At 62.8% G+C, this 17,116-nt stretch carries 17 protein-coding genes; 7 read left to right on the forward strand and 10 right to left on the reverse strand.

What is annotated here, in order from left to right; all coding sequences use genetic code 11:
* Nucleotides 1-42 precede the first annotated feature (42 nt).
* Nucleotides 43-759 (reverse strand): 6-phosphogluconolactonase, encoded by a 717-nt coding sequence (pgl, locus tag AC0L2M_RS06080; protein ID WP_473534333.1) that lies wholly within the window; start codon nucleotides 757-759, stop codon nucleotides 43-45.
* Nucleotides 741-2,210: a glucose-6-phosphate dehydrogenase gene (zwf, locus tag AC0L2M_RS06085; protein WP_236375126.1), complete on the reverse strand. Its 1,470-nt coding sequence runs from the start codon at nucleotides 2,208-2,210 to the stop codon at nucleotides 741-743. Before zwf ends, pgl begins: the two co-directional genes overlap by 19 nt.
* Before the next feature lie 307 nt (nucleotides 2,211-2,517).
* On the opposite strand from zwf, the gene AC0L2M_RS06090 reads away from it, so the two are divergent.
* Nucleotides 2,518-3,264: an SDR family oxidoreductase gene (locus AC0L2M_RS06090; protein ID WP_473534488.1), complete on the forward strand. Its 747-nt coding sequence runs from the start codon at nucleotides 2,518-2,520 to the stop codon at nucleotides 3,262-3,264.
* A 112-nt stretch (nucleotides 3,265-3,376) separates the two neighbouring features.
* Here the strand turns inward: AC0L2M_RS06090 and AC0L2M_RS06095 are convergent, their stop codons facing one another.
* The 4 genes from AC0L2M_RS06095 to AC0L2M_RS06110 form a co-directional block, all read right to left on the reverse strand.
* Complete coding sequence (locus AC0L2M_RS06095; protein ID WP_473534334.1) at nucleotides 3,377-4,234, reverse strand: SH3 domain-containing protein; 858 nt, start codon at nucleotides 4,232-4,234, stop codon at nucleotides 3,377-3,379.
* 228 nt (nucleotides 4,235-4,462) lie between these two features.
* On the reverse strand, nucleotides 4,463-5,746 hold the full coding sequence (locus AC0L2M_RS06100; RefSeq protein ID WP_473534335.1) for an NAD(P)/FAD-dependent oxidoreductase: 1,284 nt from the start codon (nucleotides 5,744-5,746) through the stop codon (nucleotides 4,463-4,465).
* A gap of 53 nt (nucleotides 5,747-5,799) precedes the next feature.
* Nucleotides 5,800-6,117 (reverse strand): four helix bundle protein, encoded by a 318-nt coding sequence (locus AC0L2M_RS06105; protein ID WP_473534336.1) that lies wholly within the window; start codon nucleotides 6,115-6,117, stop codon nucleotides 5,800-5,802.
* Between the two features lie 104 nt (nucleotides 6,118-6,221).
* Nucleotides 6,222-7,658: a glutamine synthetase family protein gene (locus tag AC0L2M_RS06110; RefSeq protein WP_027156302.1), complete on the reverse strand. Its 1,437-nt coding sequence runs from the start codon at nucleotides 7,656-7,658 to the stop codon at nucleotides 6,222-6,224.
* Between the two features lie 149 nt (nucleotides 7,659-7,807).
* On the opposite strand from AC0L2M_RS06110, the gene AC0L2M_RS06115 reads away from it, so the two are divergent.
* The 5 genes from AC0L2M_RS06115 to AC0L2M_RS06135 all read left to right on the forward strand — a co-directional run bounded on the left by AC0L2M_RS06115 (nucleotide 7,808) and on the right by AC0L2M_RS06135 (nucleotide 12,321).
* Nucleotides 7,808-8,521, forward strand: a complete 714-nt coding sequence (locus AC0L2M_RS06115; RefSeq protein WP_473534337.1) for an HAD family hydrolase — start codon at nucleotides 7,808-7,810, stop codon at nucleotides 8,519-8,521.
* Between the two features lie 320 nt (nucleotides 8,522-8,841).
* Nucleotides 8,842-9,723 (forward strand): metal ABC transporter substrate-binding protein, encoded by an 882-nt coding sequence (locus AC0L2M_RS06120; RefSeq protein ID WP_288142217.1) that lies wholly within the window; start codon nucleotides 8,842-8,844, stop codon nucleotides 9,721-9,723.
* Entirely contained in the window at nucleotides 9,720-10,625 is a 906-nt protein-coding gene (locus tag AC0L2M_RS06125; protein ID WP_027156305.1) for a manganese/iron ABC transporter ATP-binding protein, read from the forward strand. Before AC0L2M_RS06120 ends, AC0L2M_RS06125 begins: the two co-directional genes overlap by 4 nt.
* Nucleotides 10,622-11,479: an iron/manganese ABC transporter permease subunit SitC gene (sitC, locus tag AC0L2M_RS06130; protein ID WP_287341971.1), complete on the forward strand. Its 858-nt coding sequence runs from the start codon at nucleotides 10,622-10,624 to the stop codon at nucleotides 11,477-11,479. Before AC0L2M_RS06125 ends, sitC begins: the two co-directional genes overlap by 4 nt.
* On the forward strand, nucleotides 11,476-12,321 hold the full coding sequence (locus AC0L2M_RS06135) for a metal ABC transporter permease (RefSeq protein WP_128247872.1): 846 nt from the start codon (nucleotides 11,476-11,478) through the stop codon (nucleotides 12,319-12,321). The genes sitC and AC0L2M_RS06135 overlap by 4 nt, the downstream gene beginning before the upstream one ends.
* A 137-nt stretch (nucleotides 12,322-12,458) precedes the next feature.
* Here the strand turns inward: AC0L2M_RS06135 and AC0L2M_RS06140 are convergent, their stop codons facing one another.
* The 4 genes from AC0L2M_RS06140 to aceA all read right to left on the reverse strand — a co-directional run bounded on the left by AC0L2M_RS06140 (nucleotide 12,459) and on the right by aceA (nucleotide 15,386).
* The gene (locus AC0L2M_RS06140) at nucleotides 12,459-12,902 is read right to left on the reverse strand and encodes a Fur family transcriptional regulator (RefSeq protein ID WP_023800311.1); all 444 of its coding nucleotides are present in this window, start codon (nucleotides 12,900-12,902) and stop codon (nucleotides 12,459-12,461) included.
* 194 nt (nucleotides 12,903-13,096) lie between these two features.
* On the reverse strand, nucleotides 13,097-13,510 hold the full coding sequence (locus AC0L2M_RS06145) for a response regulator (RefSeq protein WP_287341972.1): 414 nt from the start codon (nucleotides 13,508-13,510) through the stop codon (nucleotides 13,097-13,099).
* A 279-nt stretch (nucleotides 13,511-13,789) separates the two neighbouring features.
* Nucleotides 13,790-14,032 (reverse strand): SMc00767 family acetate metabolism repressor, encoded by a 243-nt coding sequence (locus AC0L2M_RS06150; RefSeq protein ID WP_027156310.1) that lies wholly within the window; start codon nucleotides 14,030-14,032, stop codon nucleotides 13,790-13,792.
* Between the two features lie 64 nt (nucleotides 14,033-14,096).
* On the reverse strand, nucleotides 14,097-15,386 hold the full coding sequence (gene aceA, locus AC0L2M_RS06155) for an isocitrate lyase (RefSeq protein WP_287341973.1): 1,290 nt from the start codon (nucleotides 15,384-15,386) through the stop codon (nucleotides 14,097-14,099).
* A 245-nt stretch (nucleotides 15,387-15,631) separates the two neighbouring features.
* Here aceA and AC0L2M_RS06160 point away from each other — a divergent pair, with 245 nt between their 5' ends.
* Nucleotides 15,632-17,086: a helix-turn-helix domain-containing protein gene (locus AC0L2M_RS06160; protein WP_287341974.1), complete on the forward strand. Its 1,455-nt coding sequence runs from the start codon at nucleotides 15,632-15,634 to the stop codon at nucleotides 17,084-17,086.
* Nucleotides 17,087-17,116: the final 30 nt, after the last annotated feature.

Here is a 17,116-nt window from a genome sequence, read left to right on the forward strand (position 1 = left end):
CCCGCAAACACGGTCCGTGCGGGACCCCTTGGCAAGTTGAAATCAGGGTGCCCAGAAAACCTGTACGGGTCTCTCGGCTGCGTCGAGCACGGCGCGAATGGGCTTTCGCGTTTCCGATGCCATCGCGCTTTCGAATGCCGTGCGCTTGTCCTCGCCCTCGATGTGCAGCGCGACGAAGCCGGCCCTGACGATCCGCGCCAGCGACAGCGTCAGCCGCGGCTCGCCGGCGCTTGTCGCGTGAACCGGGAGCACGACCCTTTCCGAGGAGGGGTCGAGCAGTGGTTCCAGATTGTCGGCGTCAGGAAAAAACGACGCGGTATGGCCATCGGTTCCCATGCCAAGCACGACCACATCGAGCGGCCAGGGCAGCGACCGCAACATCCTGCTATCGGCCTCCGACGTATTGCAGACGGTTTCTGCCTCTTGGTAGAGCGGCACGAAACGTGCGGCTGCGGCGGCGTGTTGCAGAAGATTGGCGGCGACCAGCCCGGCATTGGAGCGCGGCGAGGACGCCGGCACGCAACGCTCGTCGACCAGCGACACCGTGACCTTGTTCCAGGCGATCGGGATGCTCGAAAGCGATGCGAAAAATTTCGCCGGCGTCGTGCCGCCGGAAACGGCGAGCAATGCCGTGCCACGCTCAGCGATCGCAGTGGTCAGGCGGCCTGCGACGTGGCCGGCAAGTGCAGCCGCCAGGTCCTGGCGTTCGGCAAATGCGTGCCAGTTGTAGGCGTCGCTGTTCAATTGCTCTCGTGCCATGTCCGCCCGTCGCGTTCGATCAGCGCAATCGAGGCGGAGGGGCCCCATGTGCCGGCGGTATAGCCCTGCGCCTCCTGCCTGGCGCCTTCCCATGCGTCCTGAATCGGGTCGATCCATTTCCACGCCGCCTCGACCTCGTCGCGGCGCATGAACAGCGTTTGGTTGCCACGGATGACGTCCATGATCAGTCGCTCATAGGCGTCGGGGGCGCGGCCGTCGAAAGATTGCGCGAAGCTCATATCGAGCGGGATCTGGCGCAGCCGCATGCCGCCAGGCCCCGGATCCTTGATCATGATGAACTGCTTGACGCCTTCGTCGGGCTGCAGCCTGATGACCAGTTGGTTGGCCGAGATCGGCCCGGCGCTGTCGCCGAAGATCGAATGCGGGATCGGCTTGAATTCGATGACGATCTCCGAAACGCGTGTCGCCAGCCGCTTGCCCGTCCTGAGGTAGAACGGCACGCCAGCCCAGCGCCAGTTGCCGATTTCGGCCTTGAGCGCAACGAAGGTCTCGGTGTTGCTATTCTTGCCGAGCTCCTCGACATAGCCTTTCACCGGCCCGCCGGCCGAGGCCCCGGCACGGTACTGGCCGCGTACCGTGTGCTTGGGCGCTTCATTGCCGTTGATGCGTTTCAGCGCGCGCAGAACCTTCAGCTTTTCGTCGCGCACGGCGTCGGCGTCCATCGACGACGGCGCCTCCATGGCGACGAGGCAGAGAAGCTGCAGCATGTGGTTCTGCACCATGTCGCGCAACGCGCCCGCCTTGTCGTAATAGGTGACGCGGTCTTCGAGGCCGACGGTCTCGGCCACGGTGATCTGCACATGATCGACATTGGCGGAATTCCACAGCGGCTCGTAGAGCGCATTGGCAAAGCGCAGCGCCATCAGGTTCTGCACCGTTTCCTTGCCGAGATAGTGATCGATGCGGAAAATCTGGCTTTCATGGAAATCGTCGCCGACCAAATCGTTGAGCTGGCGCGCCGAGGCGAGATCGCGCCCGATCGGCTTCTCCAGCACGATGCGCGAGTTCGGCGTGATCAGCCCGTTCTCTTTCAGCTTGTGAGAGATGTCGCCGAACAGCGCCGGCGCAACCGCCAGGTAGAAGGCACGGATGCATTCGCTGTCGCCGATCGCCGTCTTCAATTTGTCGAAGCCCGCGCCGGTCGTCGCGTCAGCCGAGACGTAGGAAAGCCGGGCAAGGAACGTCTCCAGCTCCGCGGCGTCGATATCGGCCGGTTTCACATGGTCGGAAATCGCCTGCCTGGCGAAAGCCTGGAATTCCTCGTCGGTCATTTTCGAGCGCGAGGTGCCGATGATGCGCGTCGGTTCGGAAAACTGATGGCCGCGCTGGCGATGATAGAGTGACGGCAAAAGCTTGCGTTCCGACAGATCGCCGGTGCCGCCGAAAATGATGAAGTCGAAAGGGTCGACGGGAATGATCTGGCTGGTCATGGTCTGTCCGCTCTGACGCCGCTCGCTGTGGTGCGGTGGATATAATCTAATCGATTTAGATTTTCCAGTGACACGGCGTCACATCCCAGGGCCAATCGGGTGTTTGCCGATTGTCCTGAGGTGTGCCCTTGACACTGGCGCAACCCGGACGCTTGTCGGCGAGGTGGTTCCGGGAGGCCTTCGCGGATGCAGCATAGAGCGGGATCGAGGCGAAAGCCAAAGGAGAAATCGAGAGTATATTGATCTTTCGGCGGCCATTGCCGGAGGCTGCCGGAGCGGGGAGTCTTCAATCATGAGTGAGAAAGCCATGCGCCTGGAAAACAAAGTTGCCATCATCACCGGTGCCGCGTCAGGCTTCGGCGAGGGCATGGCCAAGCGTTTTGCCGAGGAGGGCGCCAAGGTTGTTGTCGCCGACCTCAACGCCAAGGGCGCCGAACGCGTCGCCAACGAGATCGGCCGGGCGGCGATCTGGACCCAGACGGACGTCTCGACCCGTTCCGAGTTCGACGAGATGGTCTATGCCGCAAAGAGTGCCTTTGGCCGCATCGACATCATGGTCAACAATGCCGGCTACACCCATCGCAACGGCGATATGCTCGAGGTCGACGAGACGACCTTCGATCTGATCACGGCCGTCAACATGAAGGCGATCTACCACGCCGCCCTGGCGGTCGTGCCGGTGATGGCTAGGCAAGGCGGCGGCGTCATCCTGACCACGGCCTCGACCGCCGGCATCAGGCCGCGGCCCGGCCTCACCTGGTACAATGCGTCGAAGGGCTGGGCGATCACCGCGACCAAATCCATGGCGGTGGAACTCGCGCCGAAGAACATCCGCGTCAACTGCCTGTGCCCGGTCGCCGGCGAGACCGGCATGCTGGAAAAATTCATGGGCGCCGACACGCCCGAAATCCGCGAGAAATTCCGCGCCTCGATCCCACTTGGCCGGCTTTCGACCCCGCTCGACATAGCCAACGCGGCGCTCTGGCTGGCGTCGGCCGATGCGGCCTTCGTCACTGGCGTGGCGCTGGAGGTCGACGGCGGACGGTGCATCTGAGCCGTCCGGCCCTGTCGGTTTCAAGTTTGACCTGACCGTCCCTCGCACGCGGGCGGTTGATTGCGGCAGCCAAATGAGCCGTGGGCAACGTCAAAGAACGGCCTGACCGATGCTAGGCGCCGGTCTTGACGAAGCTCTTGTAGATCCAGCCGCGTTTGCCGTTGTAGACGATCTGGCACCATTTCTTGCAGCCCATCACCTGAACCGAGGTCTTGGCGGGAATGGTGACGATGGCGGCCGCACTGTTCTTCGGACCGGTGCGCATGGTGACGCCCCTGAGGATGCGTCCGGTCTCTGCCGCGCTCGCTGGCTTGGCCTCGACTTTGGCCTGGGCGCCATCCTTCTGTGTCGCGGCCGGCAGCGGCTTCGGGGTCGAGATGGCGGCGGTTGGCGCACCGTCCGTCGCCGCCTTGGCGGGAGCCGCGACTTTGGCAATCAATGCTGCCACTTTGGTTTTCGCTGCCGGATCGGCGAATGCCGCCGCAGTGGACGGCTTGTCTGCTTTTTCAGCCTGGCCCGCCATCTGGCCGCCCGCCGTCTGGCCGCCCCCCGTCTGGCCGGATGTGGTCTTCGGTCCCGATCCTGTCCAGCGAGGGTCATTGGGCGCCAGCGCCGCTATCTCGGCCTTCGCTGCAACCACCGCCGACGAAATCGCATCGGTCTTGCTTGCAGCCTGCTGTGCCGCTTCTATCCTCGCGGCCGCGGCCGCGGCCGGCACAATCCTTGTCGTTTTCACCGGAATGCTGGAAACGATCTGCTCGGGACTGGCGACCGCTTGCCTCTCGGTGGCCGGCAATGCCAGCCATAGCGCCATCGCTGCCACGCCAAGCAGCGCTGCTGTTCCAAACGCGGCGATGACCAGATGCAGGTTCGACCGGATCTGCCGCCAGAACCTGGGCTGCATGTCGTAGCCAAACTGCATCGCAAAGCGCCGTCGTTCCGGCGCGCCGAAACTGAAGGGCTCTCTCACTCTTACAACCTCCATTTGCGGGCCAACGTTCTTACGACCTGGGCCGGGAAACCGGCATCTGGTCGGCATTGGTCCCAATCCAACGCGGGCAGGCCCGCAAAATCCCCCTTCGACTGCCCAGAACCGGCATCCTTTGCCGGCGATTGTGGCATCACTGCGCCCTTGCCGGGCGGATTCTGCACCTTTACGATCGATTCTGCAACTTGCAAGGGATTTTGCAACCTTTGGTTATATGCGGTCCCTCAAGGCATACCAGTTGAGCGCAAGAAACATCAGAGGCGCGCGCAAGCGCCGGCCACCGGGAAAGGCCGGGATGTTCAGGTCCTCGATCAGCCTCAGCCGGTCCCGGTTGCCGGCGACGGTTTCGGCATAGAGCTTGCCGAAAAAGTTCGACAGCATGACGCCGTGGCCGGAATAGCCGCCGACCGAGATCACATTGGGCATCACCTCGCGCACGAACGGTTTTCTCGGCATCGTGATGCCGACATAGCCGCCCCAGCCATGGGTGATCTCGACATCCCTGAGGTCAGGGTAAAGCTCGGCGATCTGCCGGCGGATGTGGACATGGATGTCTTTCGGATCGTTGACCGCGTAGATCTCGCGCCCGCCGAACAGCAGCCGCCCATCCGTCGATTTGCGGAAGTAGCGCACGACGAAGCGGGAATCGTCGACCGCCTCACCGCCCGGCAACACGTTTGAATCCGCAAGCGGCACCGTCGCGCCGATGAAGGAGCCGATCGGCATGATATGCGCGGCACTGATCGGCTCGAGCGTGCCGCCATGGGCGTTGACGCCGATCAGACATTTCTCGGCTGATATCGTGCCTTTCGGCGTCGTGACCCTGATCTTGCCGCCAACGGACGCGATGGCGCTCGCCGGCGTCTGCTCGAACAGCTGCGCGCCCGCCTGCGCCGCCACTTTTGCCGTGCCGATCACCAGCTTCAGCGGATGGATGTGCCCGGTGCCGGTGTCGCGGGTGCCGCCGAAATAGCGCGCCGAGCCCAACCGCTCCGCCGTCTCCCTGGCGTCCATGAAGCTGATGTGTGGATAGCCGAAGCGGTTCGCCATGATCTCGGCATGCGCTTTGTAGTCATCGACATAGCGCTGCTTGTGCGCCACCGACATCTGGCCTTGCATGTAGTCGATCTCGATCTTGTTGACGGCGGCGAATTCGAGGAGATGCGCCTTGGCCTCTTCGGCGAGGTCGAACAGCGCCTTGGCCCGGGAAAAGCCATATTCCGCTTCGAGCTCCTCGGCCCAGGCGCGCTGACCGGTGCCGAGCTGGCCGCCATTGCGGCCCGATGCGCCGTCGCCGAAACGATGCGCTTCGACCAGCACGACATTGCTGCCGGCCCTGGCGAGGTGCACCGCCGCCGACAGGCCGGTAAAACCGCCGCCAACGACGACGACGTCGCACCTCAGGTCACCGTCGAGCGCCGTGTATTCGGGCCGTGGACCGGCCGTGTCCTCATACCAGGAGCGGCCGGGGGAGATTGGGGATTGGTAGGGCATGATGCTCGGAGTAGGGGAGTAGGGGAGTAGGGCAGTAGGGCAGTAAGGAGATGTTAGTCGGCTGAAAGTTTGCGGATTAGGAGCCGAAGAAGCTTTCCCACACTTTCGGTGCTCGCCAATAATGAAGCCGCTGTCCCGTTCGGCGCGATGCCGGTACGCTCAGCGATCAGAAGCTGCGTTTCCAGCTCCTTCAGTGACCCTTGAGCGATACGGAGAAATTGCTGATAGGAACCCCGTACCTCTCTGCCATAGCCTTCCGCTATGTTCGCCGGCACCGAGCTTGCGGCGCGCCGCACTTGGCTGGTCAGTCCATAAAGTTCCTCCTTCGGCCAGGATTTCGTCGCGCCGTAAACCGCCACCGCAAGGTCCATTGCCTGCTGCCTAACTATTAAACCTTGTAGGAACCCGTTTTCTCAGTCATTTCCCCTACTCCCCTACTCCCCTACTCCCCTACTCCCCTACTCCCCTACTCCTCCTACACATTCAACAACAGATACTCCCGCTCCCACGGGCTGATCACTTCCATGAAGGTCTCGAATTCCGCCCGCTTGATCGCCGCATAGGTGGCGGCGAACGACTTGCCGAGCAGCGCGCAGAGTTCCTCGTCGGCTTCGAACAGGTCGACGGCCTCGAGCAGGCTGCGCGGCAGGTCGATCTCGGCCGCGTTGGCGGTGGTGAGAACCGGCGGTTCGGCCTTGATCTTGTTGGTCATGCCGATCAGCCCGCAGGCGAGCGATGCGGCCATCGCCAGATAGGGATTGGCGTCGGAGGAGGGGATGCGGTTCTCGACGCGCCTGGCTGCCGGGTCGGAGCGCGGGACGCGGAAGGCGGTGGTGCGGTTGTCGTAGCCCCATTTGTTGTTGACCGGCGCCGAAGCCGACTGCGTCAGCCGGCGATAGGAATTGACGTAGGGCGCAAACATCACCAGCGCGTTCGGCACATGTTTCTGCATGCCGCCGAGGAAATGGAAGAAGGCTTCGGTTTCCGAGCCGTCCTCGGCAGAAAAGACGTTTCTGCCGGTCTTCTTGTCGATGATCGATTGGTGGATATGCATGGCCGAGCCGGGCTGCCCCTGGATCGGCTTGGCCATGAAGGTGGCATAGATCTCATGCTTCAGCGCCGCCTCGCGGATGGTGCGCTTGAACATGAACACCTGATCGGCCAGTTCGATCGGATCGCCGTGGCGCAGATTGATCTCGAGCTGGCCGGCGCCTTCCTCGTGGATCAGCGTGTCGATCTCCAGGCCCTGGCTTTCGGAGAAATGGTAGATGTCGTCGATCAGTTCGTCGAACTCGTTGACGCCGGCGATCGAATAGCCGGCGCCACCGCCGATCGCCCGTCCCGAACGCCCGACCGGCGGGGTCAGCGGGTAGTCCGGATCGGGATTCTTGCGCACCAGGTAGAACTCGATCTCGGGCGCCACCACCGGCTTCAGCCCGCGCTTGTCGTAAGCGGCAAGCACACGCTTCAGCACGTTGCGCGGCGTGAACTCGACCGAGCGGCCGTCCTGGTGGACGAGGTCGCAGATGACCGCCGCCGTCGGGTCCTCTTCCCACGGCACCACGGTCAGCGTCGAAAGGTCCGGCATCAGCTTGAGGTCGCCGTCGTCTTCCGGATAGTTGAAGCCGTTGCCGTTCTCGGGGTAGCCGCCGGAGATCGTCGTCATGAACACCGCCGAAGGCAGCGCCAGCGAGGTGTTGGAGGTGAATTTCTTCGACGGCATCATCTTGCCGCGCGCAACACCGGCCTGGTCGGGGGTGATGCATTCGATATCCTCGATGCCGCGCCACGCCAGCCAGGCGCCGACTTCCTTCCAGTTTTTCACACCACGTTGATTTTTCACGAAGGCAGGCGTGCGGATACGTCCTCCGCGGCTCGACGGACGGACTTCCTTTTTTGCAGGCGGCATCATTCACCAGATTGGGTTGCGGATTTGGGAGTATAGCCGGGGCCGGTGATGGAAGGGAAGGGGAGCCGGCCCTGCCTTCGCCCGCCAGTTGAAAATTGCTCCAGGCAGCTTAGGTTCGACGCAAGTCCAATGACCTCGGCTGAAGACGTCGAATGCGGAACCATGAATTGACCACGATCGGCTTCGATGCCGACGACACGCTCTGGCAGAACGAGCAGTTCTTCCGCATCACCGAAAAGCGCTTTGCCGCCCTGCTCGCCGATCATGCCGAGGAGGAGCACATCTCGGCAAGATTGCTGGAAGCCGAGAAGCGCAACCTCGCCGTTTACGGCTTCGGCATCAAGGGGTTTACCCTGTCGATGATCGAAACGGCGATCGAGATTACCGACGGCCGCGCGCCGGCCTCGGTCATCGCCGAAATTCTCGCCGCGGGCCGCGAGATGCTTGGCCATCCGATCGAGGCGCTGCCTCATGCGCGCGAAACCGTTGAAAAACTGGCGGACGCCTATCGCCTGGTGCTGATCACCAAGGGCGACCTTTTCGATCAGGAACGCAAGCTGGCGCAATCGGGCCTCGGTGACCTGTTCGATGCCGTCGAGATCGTCAGCGACAAGAGCCCCGCCACTTATACCAGCATCTTCAGCCGCCACGGTGATGGCGCCGAAAAAAGCATGATGGTCGGCAATTCGCTGAAGTCGGACGTGGTGCCGGCCATCGAGGCCGGCAGTTGGGGCATCCACGTGCCGCATGAGCTGACCTGGGCGCTGGAACATGTCGAGCCGCCGGTCACCGCGCCTCGCTTCCGCCAGATAGCCGATCTCTCGGAATTGCCCCCGCTGGTCGAAAGCATCGGGAAAGCCGGCTGATCGCATGTCTCGGCGTCGAACCGGACGTGCGCGGCAGGCGTATCGATGCCGGACATAGCGCGTCGCAATCCTTGTTGTTCGCTCCGCCAAAGAGCCGCGCTGTCGCTGACCCTCCATCGTGCGGCCCCTCCATCGCGCGGCCCCTCCATCGCGCGGCTCTTGAACAATCGATGCTGTAAAATCGTTTTCTACTTGCAAATCAGTCGCAATTGCAGAATATGCGACAAGCGCGGCGTTACAGCGCCCGCGCGGCATGCGAGTAATCGCGACAGGAGATTTTGATGATCGAGAGATACGGGCGATGGGTTGCCGTCGGGTTGATGGCTGCGGTTTTCGCTGCGGCAGTGGCTTCAAGCCAAGCGAAAGCGCAGGAAAAATTCAAGGCCGTGACGACCTTCACCGTCATCGCCGACATGGCGAAGAACGTGGCGGGCGACGCAGCGATCGTGGAATCGATCACCAAGCCGGGGGCGGAGATCCACAATTACGCGCCGACGCCGGGCGACATTCAGCGGGCTCAGGGCGCAAAGCTCATTCTGTGGAACGGGCTCAACCTCGAAGTCTGGTTCGAAAAATTCTTCCAGAACCTCAGCGACGTGCCCGGCGCCATCGTCTCCGAGGGCGTCCAGCCGATGAGCATCGCCGAGGGACCCTATACCGGCAAACCGAATCCGCATGCCTGGATGTCGCCGACAAACGCGCTGATCTACGTCGACAACATCCGCGACGCCTTCGTCGAGCACGATCCGGCGCATGCCGAGACCTACAAGGCCAATGCGGAAGCCTACAAGGCAAAGATAGAGGCGGCCGTCGCGCCGATCCGCGATAAGCTTGCCTCGATCCCGCAGGACAGGCGCTGGCTGGTGTCGAGCGAAGGCGCTTTCTCCTACCTCGCACGCGATTTCGCGCTGAAGGAGCTTTATTTGTGGCCGATCAACGCTGACCAGCAAGGCACCCCGCAGCAGGTTCGCAAGGTGATCGACGCCGTCAGGGACAACAAGATCGTCGCCGTCTTCAGTGAAAGCACCGTGTCGGACAAGCCGGCCCGGCAGGTCGCGCGCGAGACGGGGGTCCATTACGGTGGCGTGCTCTACGTCGATTCCCTCAGCGAGGCGGACGGCCCGGTGCCGACCTATATCGACCTGCTGCGTGTGACATCGGATACAATTCAGAAAGGCCTCGCCGCAGGGCTGTCGCAATGAACGAAGCCGTTCCGCCTCTTGCCGCCGCGTCCGAGGATGCGGGAGGCGGTCTCGCCGTGCGCGGCGCGACCGTCACCTACCGCAACGGCCTCACGGCGCTGCGCGATGCGAGCTTTGAAATTCCGACAGGCACGATCACGGCACTTGTCGGCGTCAACGGCTCGGGCAAGTCGACGCTGTTCAAAGCCATCATGGGCTTCGTGCGGCTGGCAAAGGGAGAGATTCTTGTTCTCGGACGGCCGGCCGCGGCCGCGCTGAGGAAGAACGTCGTCGCCTATGTGCCGCAGGCCGAGGAGGTCGACTGGGACTTTCCAGTACTGGTCGAGGACGTCGTCATGATGGGGCGTTACGGCCATATGGGCATGATGCGCATTCCGAAGGCTGCTGATCGCGAGGCGGTTACATCGGCGCTTGCGCGAGTCGGCATGAGCGATTTCCGCAAGCGCCAGATCGGCGAGCTTTCGGGCGGGCAGAAGAAGCGCGTCTTTCTCGCTCGGGCGCTGGCGCAGGACGGGCGCGTTATCCTGCTCGACGAGCCCTTCACTGGCGTCGACGTCAGGACCGAGGACGCTATCATCGAACTGCTGCGCGCGCTCCGGGACGAAGGCCGGGTGATGCTGGTCTCGACGCATAATCTGGGTAGCGTGCCGGAGTTCTGCGACCGTGCCGTGCTGCTCCGGAACACGGTCCTTGCCTACGGGCCGACAGGCCAGACCTTCACGCAGGCGAACCTGGAAAAGGCTTTCGGCGGCGTCTTGCGTCATTTCGTGCTGGGCGGCGCCGGACTGCATGAGGACGACGACAGGCGCCGCCTTGCCGTCATCACCGACGACGAGCGGCCACTGGTCTTCTACGGAGAGAACGGAGCCATGCAGCACAAGATGCGGGAACCGGACGAATGAGTGTCCTGCTCGAGCCGTTCGGCTACGAATATATGCTCAATGCCATGTGGGTGTCCGCCCTGGTCGGCGGTGTCTGCGCCTTCCTGTCCTGCTATCTGATGCTGAAAGGCTGGTCGCTGATCGGTGACGCGCTCTCGCATTCGATCGTGCCGGGCGTCGCCGGCGCCTATATGCTGGGCCTTCCCTTCTCGATCGGCGCCTTCTTCTCCGGCGGGCTCGCCGCCGCGGCGATGCTCTTCCTCAACCAGCGCACCAAGCTGAAGGAAGACGCCATCATCGGCCTGATCTTCTCCTCCTTCTTCGGCCTCGGCTTGTTCATGGTGTCGCTGTCGCCGACCTCGGTGAATATCCAGACGATCGTGCTCGGCAACATTCTGGCCATCACTCCGGAAGACACGCTTCAGCTCGCTATCATAGGCTTCGTCTCGCTCGCCGTCCTGCTGGTGAAATGGAAGGATCTGATGGTGGTCTTCTTCGACGAGAGCCATGCCCGCTCGATCGGCCTCAACCCGAGCGCGCTCAAGATCATGTTCTTCATGCTGCTATCGGCCTCCACGGTCGCCGCGCTTCAGACCGTCGGCGCCTTCCTGGTCATCTGCATGGTGGTGACCCCCGGCGCGACCGCCTATCTTCTGACGGACCGGTTTCCGCGCCTGCTCGTCATCGCGGTCGGCATCGGCGCGGCGACGAGTTTCACCGGCGCCTATGCCAGCTATTTCCTCGACGGCGCCACCGGCGGCATCATCGTCGTGCTGCAGACGCTGATCTTTCTCGCCGCCTTCTTCTTCGCTCCCAAGCATGGAATGCTGGCAGCCCGCCGCCGCTCGGCGCGGGCCTTGGAGGCCAGCCTGTGAGCGTCCTCGATACACTGCTTACCCCCTTCCAGTTCGGCTTCATGGTCAATGCGCTGATTGCTTCGGTGCTGGTCGCCGTGCCGACGGCGCTGCTCTCCTGCTTTCTCGTTCTCAAGGGCTGGTCGCTGATGGGCGACGCCATCAGCCACGCCGTCTTTCCCGGCGTGGTCATCGCTTACATCCTCGGATTCCCCTATTCGATCGGCGCCTTCGCCGCCGGGATGGTCTGCGCTCTAGCCACCGGCTTCCTCAAGGACAACAGCCGCATCAAGCAGGACACGGTCATGGGCATCGTCTTCTCCGGCATGTTCGGCTTCGGCCTGGTGCTCTACGTAAAAATCCAGTCCGACGTGCATCTCGACCACATATTGTTCGGCGACGTTCTGGGCATCGGCCTGCGCGACATCGTCGAAACGGGGCTCATTGCTGCGATTACGGCCGGCATCATCGGCATCAAGTGGCGCGACTTCCTGCTGCACGCCTTCGACCCGGCTCAGGCGCGCGCGGTCGGTCTTCGGGTCAACCTGCTCCATTACGGCCTGCTTTGCCTGATCTCGCTCACCATCGTCGGCGCGCTGAAGGCGGTCGGCATCATCATGGCCATCGCCATGCTGATCGCGCCGGGCGCCATCGCCTTCCTGCTGACAAGGCAGTTCAGCGCCATGCTGATCCTGTCGGTGGCGATCGCGGTCGCCGCATCGTTTCTGGGCGTCTATCTGTCCTTCTTCATCGACAGCGCACCGGCGCCGACCATCGTTCTCATGCTGTCTGCCGCCTTCATTGCTGCTTTCGTCGTCACCACACTCAAGGCGGGCCGAATGGAGCTCGGCGAGGAGGGCTAATGCATGTCGCCCAAAAGCATGCCCTCGGGCCTGACCCGGGGGTGCGCAGCGGTTTTGGGATAACGACATGCATAAAACAAGAACTCAAGCGCGTCGCATGAATCCCTTCAGACGCGACGCGCTTTAGAAACTGGCGGTCATTCTCTGGTTTGACGAGAGCGACGCTGTTTCTGGATCGGCTTCACGTAGATCTCCAGTCTGTGGCTGATGATCGTGAATCCGTGCTGTCGAGCGATTTCCTCCTGGAGCCGCTCGATCTCCGCCGACTGGAACTCGATGACATCTCCGGTCTCGATGTTGATGAGATGATCGTGATGCTCGCGGGGGACGGTTTCGTATCTGGCGCGCCGATCGCCAAAGGTGTGCCGCTCCAGAATGCCCTTTTCGCGCAGAAGGCTGACGGTGCGATAGACAGTGGCGAGCGCGATCGTCGGCTCGATGGCGACAACACGGCGATGGAGTTCCACCACATCCGGATGGTCGCTGGATTCGGATAGAACGCGCATGATGACGCGGCGCGGACCGGTGATGCGCAGTCCGAGTTCCCTGCAAAGCGCGGCGATGGTCTGTTCTGAGGACATGTCATGATCCGCCAATATCGACAGCCATGTCGCGAAGTCGGAACATGCCTGCGGATTTGTTCGAAGGTGCTATCCCAGATGCGTCGCAATTGCAAAAGGACATCGGACTGGGTTCGCTGTCAGGCGGTCACACACTGACACAAGATATCCAGATCCGATCGCAAGAAGCGAGGAAGGAGCCGGATAGACGCCGGCTAGCTGCGTCCGAGCCCGATCAAATGGTCGATCACCGGCTGCAGCCGTTCGGTCGTGATCGGCTTGGCGACCACCGCATCGACGACGCTCGACAGGCCGAGGCTCTCCGGTGTGCCGCTTTTGGTCGAGAGCAGGATCACCGAGGGACGCGATCTGCCCGAGATGCGTCGAAGCGCGTCGATACGCGACATCAGTGCGTCGCAGTCCTTGTTGTCGGCTCCGCCATCGAGGACGATCGCTCCGGGATTGAGCGAGCGCAGCGTCGTTGCTGCCGTTTCGGGCGATTCCGAGATCGGTTTGAGCCCGGACCGTTCGACGATTTTCGAAACCACCACCCGGTTGACCGGCGATTTTCCGACGACGAGCACGCGGGTGAAGTCGGTGAGCATTTCGGGGTCCACATTCCGGCTCATCAAACTCAACTGGTTCACAGTGCGATTTAAGGGGCGCATGAGCAGGGCGGGCACTCGCTAGTTTCAATGCAGGGTTGTACTTTGGAAACAATTGCCGTGAGATCGCTGCCTATGTCAAGCTGAAATGGCCGGCGTCGAGAACATCGCAAGAAAGGTTAAAATTTAAAGCAAGTTCTTTTCTGGCCGTGCATGCAAACTGGTTGTGCAAGTGCAAATCACCTGCGCAGAGAACTGCGCAGGTGATGCCGCATCCGCCAGCAGGATTTCGTCGGATTTCGATCAGCCGACGCTCCGCTGCGTGACGATGACCGGGATCAGCAGGTCGCCCCAGTTGCCGTCGCCGCCATGGTGCCGTGCCGAGCGCACCAGTTCCACCGACACACCGGCCTCGACCGCCTTCATCACCGACTGGTTGAGCCTGTGCAGGTCGTTGGCCAACATGCGGATGGTCGCCTGCTGGTCGACGGTCATGGTGGTGGCCTGTTCTTCGGCCCGTTCCTTGACGCGGCTTATCGATGCCATTGGTCTTCTCCTTGCGTATTTTTTACCCCTTTTGGGGCGTTGCCTCTATTTTGTTGCGTTCGTGCTATTCCGCCGCCGGTTTGAACTGGGCGTGCTCGGTCGATTCATGCATGGCCGTGGTCGAAGACCGGCCACCGGTGATCGCCACCGACACGGCGTCGAAATAGCCGGTGCCGACTTCGCGCTGGTGCTTGGTCGCGGTGTAGCCGTGGGCTTCCGCCGCGAATTCAGCCTCCTGCAGTTCGGAATAAGCCGCCATCTGACGCGCCTTGTAGCCGCGGGCGAGTTCGAACATGCCGAAATTGAGCTGGTGAAAACCGGCCAGCGTGATGAACTGGAACTTGTAGCCCATGGCGCCGAGTTCCTTCTGGAACCTGGCGATGGTGGCATCGTCGAGGTTCTTCTTCCAGTTGAACGACGGCGAGCAATTATAGGCGAGAAGCTTGCCAGGATGGTGCCTGTGCACGCCCTCGGCGAACTTTTTGGCCTGCGCCAGATCGGGCTTGGAGGTTTCGCACCAGATCAGGTCGGCGTGGGGCGCGTAGGCAACGGCCCGTGCGATGCAGGGCTCGATGCCGTTCCTGACTTGATAGAAGCCCTCCACCGTACGGCCGGCGCCATAGTCGACGAAGGGCTGGTCGCGCTCGTCGATGTCGGAGGTGAGCAGCTTTGCCGCTTCCGCGTCGGTGCGCGCGACGACCAGCGTCGGCGTGCCCATGACGTCGGCGGCAAGCCGCGCGGCGTTGAGGTTGCGGATGTGTGCGGCGGTTGGGATCAGGACCTTGCCGCCGAGATGGCCGCACTTCTTCTCCGACGCCAGCTGGTCCTCGTAGTGGACGCCGGCGGCACCCGCCTCGATGAAGGCCTTCATGATCTCGAAGGCGTTGAGCGGTCCGCCGAAGCCGGCTTCCGCATCGGCGACAACAGGCGCGAACCAGGTGTCGACCGAAAGCCCCCTGCCTTCGGAGGTCTCGATCTGGTCGGCGCGCTGCAGGGTGCGGTTGATGCGCTTGACCAGTTCGGGCGCCGCATTGGCGGGATAAAGCGACTGGTCCGGATACATGGCGGATGCGGTGTTGGCATCGGCCGCGACCTGCCATCCAGACAGGTAGATCGCCTTCAGTCCGGCCCGGACCTGCTGCATCGCCTGGTTGCCCGACATGGCGCCGAGCGCGTTAACGAAATCCTCTTCGTGGATGAGCTTCCAGAGCCGGTTGGCGCCCATTTCGGCGAGGCTCTGCCGGATCTGGACCGAACCGCGCAGCCGCTTCACGTCGTCCGGTGAGTAGGGCCGCTCGATGCCGTCGAAGCGGCCTTCCGGCGCCGAGGGGACGAGGTTGTAAAAATCAGTCATTGGTCGCTCCGACAGATCGTTGCTGGGATAGAAACGCCGCCTCATGAAAATTTCTGCGCCGTTTTGGTATGACAGCATTTACATTTTGGCGCGGGCCAGGCGAGGAAAACCAGAGGATTGGCTGGAAAATAAGGGAAAACCTGTGTTGCGTTTGACAGTCAGGCGCTGTAAATCTGTCATGATTGTAAAAGGCCGGCATGGCAGCGCCGCGCGGGAGTCATGTAAATTCTGTCAAGGACAGCCGAGTGGCCGATCAAAAAATCTTCGCCGGGCCGCGCATCCGCCGCATCCGCAGCGCCAAGGGCCTGACCCAGACGGCGATGGCCGAAGGTCTTGGCATCTCGCCGTCCTACCTCAATCTCATCGAGCGCAACCAGCGGCCGCTGACGGTTCAGCTGATCCTCAAGCTGGCATCTGTCTACAAGGTCGACCCGCATGAATTGCAGGGCGAGGCGAGGGGGTCGGTCACCGCCCTGAAGGAAGTGTTTTCAGATCCGCTGCTGGTCGGCGAATTGCCTGGCGACCAGGAACTGATCGAGCTTGCCGAGGCGGCGCCCAACGCTTCCGCCGCGGTGATAAAACTGTTTCGCGCTTATCGCGAGCAGGCCGAGCGCCTTTCCGACCTCAACGAACTCCTGGCGCGCGATGGCAAAGCAACGGCGCTGTCCGGCGCCCGCCTGCCGATCGACGAGGTGCACGAGATTTTCGAGCGCCGTCCGAACCATTTTGCCGCGCTGGAAGAGGAGGCCGAGGCATTCATTTCGGTGCTCGATCCCGGCGACGACCTGCTCGGTGCGCTGAAGGCCTGGCTGAAGCGCGAATACGGCATCGTCGTCAAGGTGCTGCCGGTCGCCACCATGCCGAACTGGCGCCGCCGCTACGACCGCCATTCGCAGCGTCTGTTCCTGTCCGAGCGCCTGTCGCCGTTCGACCAGTTGCGCGAGGTGGCGATGGAGGCCTGCCTGATCCGCATGACGGTCGCCGTGGCAAGCGAGATCCAGGCGCTGAAGCTGACCACGGATGAGGCCCGCCGGCTCGCCCGCTTCGAGCTTGGCCGCTACGCTGCCCACGCGCTGATGATGCCCTATCAATCCTTTCACGCAGCCGCCACACGCGCGCGTTACGACATCGACGTGCTGCGCTCGCGCTTCGGCGTCTCCTTCGAGCAGGCGGCGAACCGGTTGACCACGCTGCAGCGGCCGGGCACGCCGGGCGTGCCCTTCTTCATGCTCGAGGTCGACAACGCCGGCAACCGCTTCCGCAAGGCTGGCAGCCAGGGTTTTCCGCAGAGCCGCTTCGGCGGCGGCTGTCCAAAGCTTCCCGTGCATGCCGCCTTTACCCAGCCCGGCCAGATCTTCGTCGAGGCGGTGGAAATGCCCGACGGCGCCGAATTCCTCTGCGTCGCCCGCACGCTCGAGGGGCCGCAAGGCTCGTTTGCGGAGCGCCCGCGCCGTACCGCACTTCTGCTCGGCTGCGACATCGGCTTTCGTGACGAGATCGTCTACGGCGCGGCACTGCCGGGGCCGGCTGCCGCTGCGGCCGGAAAAGCCGGACAGGGCACAAATCCGGCCACGCCGGTTGGCCCGGCCTGCCGGCTGTGCGAACGCATCGGCTGCCTCGCCCGCGCCGAGCCGCCGGTGACGCGCCCGCTCGGCCTCGACGAGATGGTGACCGGATTAAGCGCCTTCGATTTCCAGTGAGGTCCCGGCAGGCGACTGCCGTCTTTGCCA

The sequence above is a fragment of the Mesorhizobium sp. WSM4806 genome, assembly GCF_055811635.1.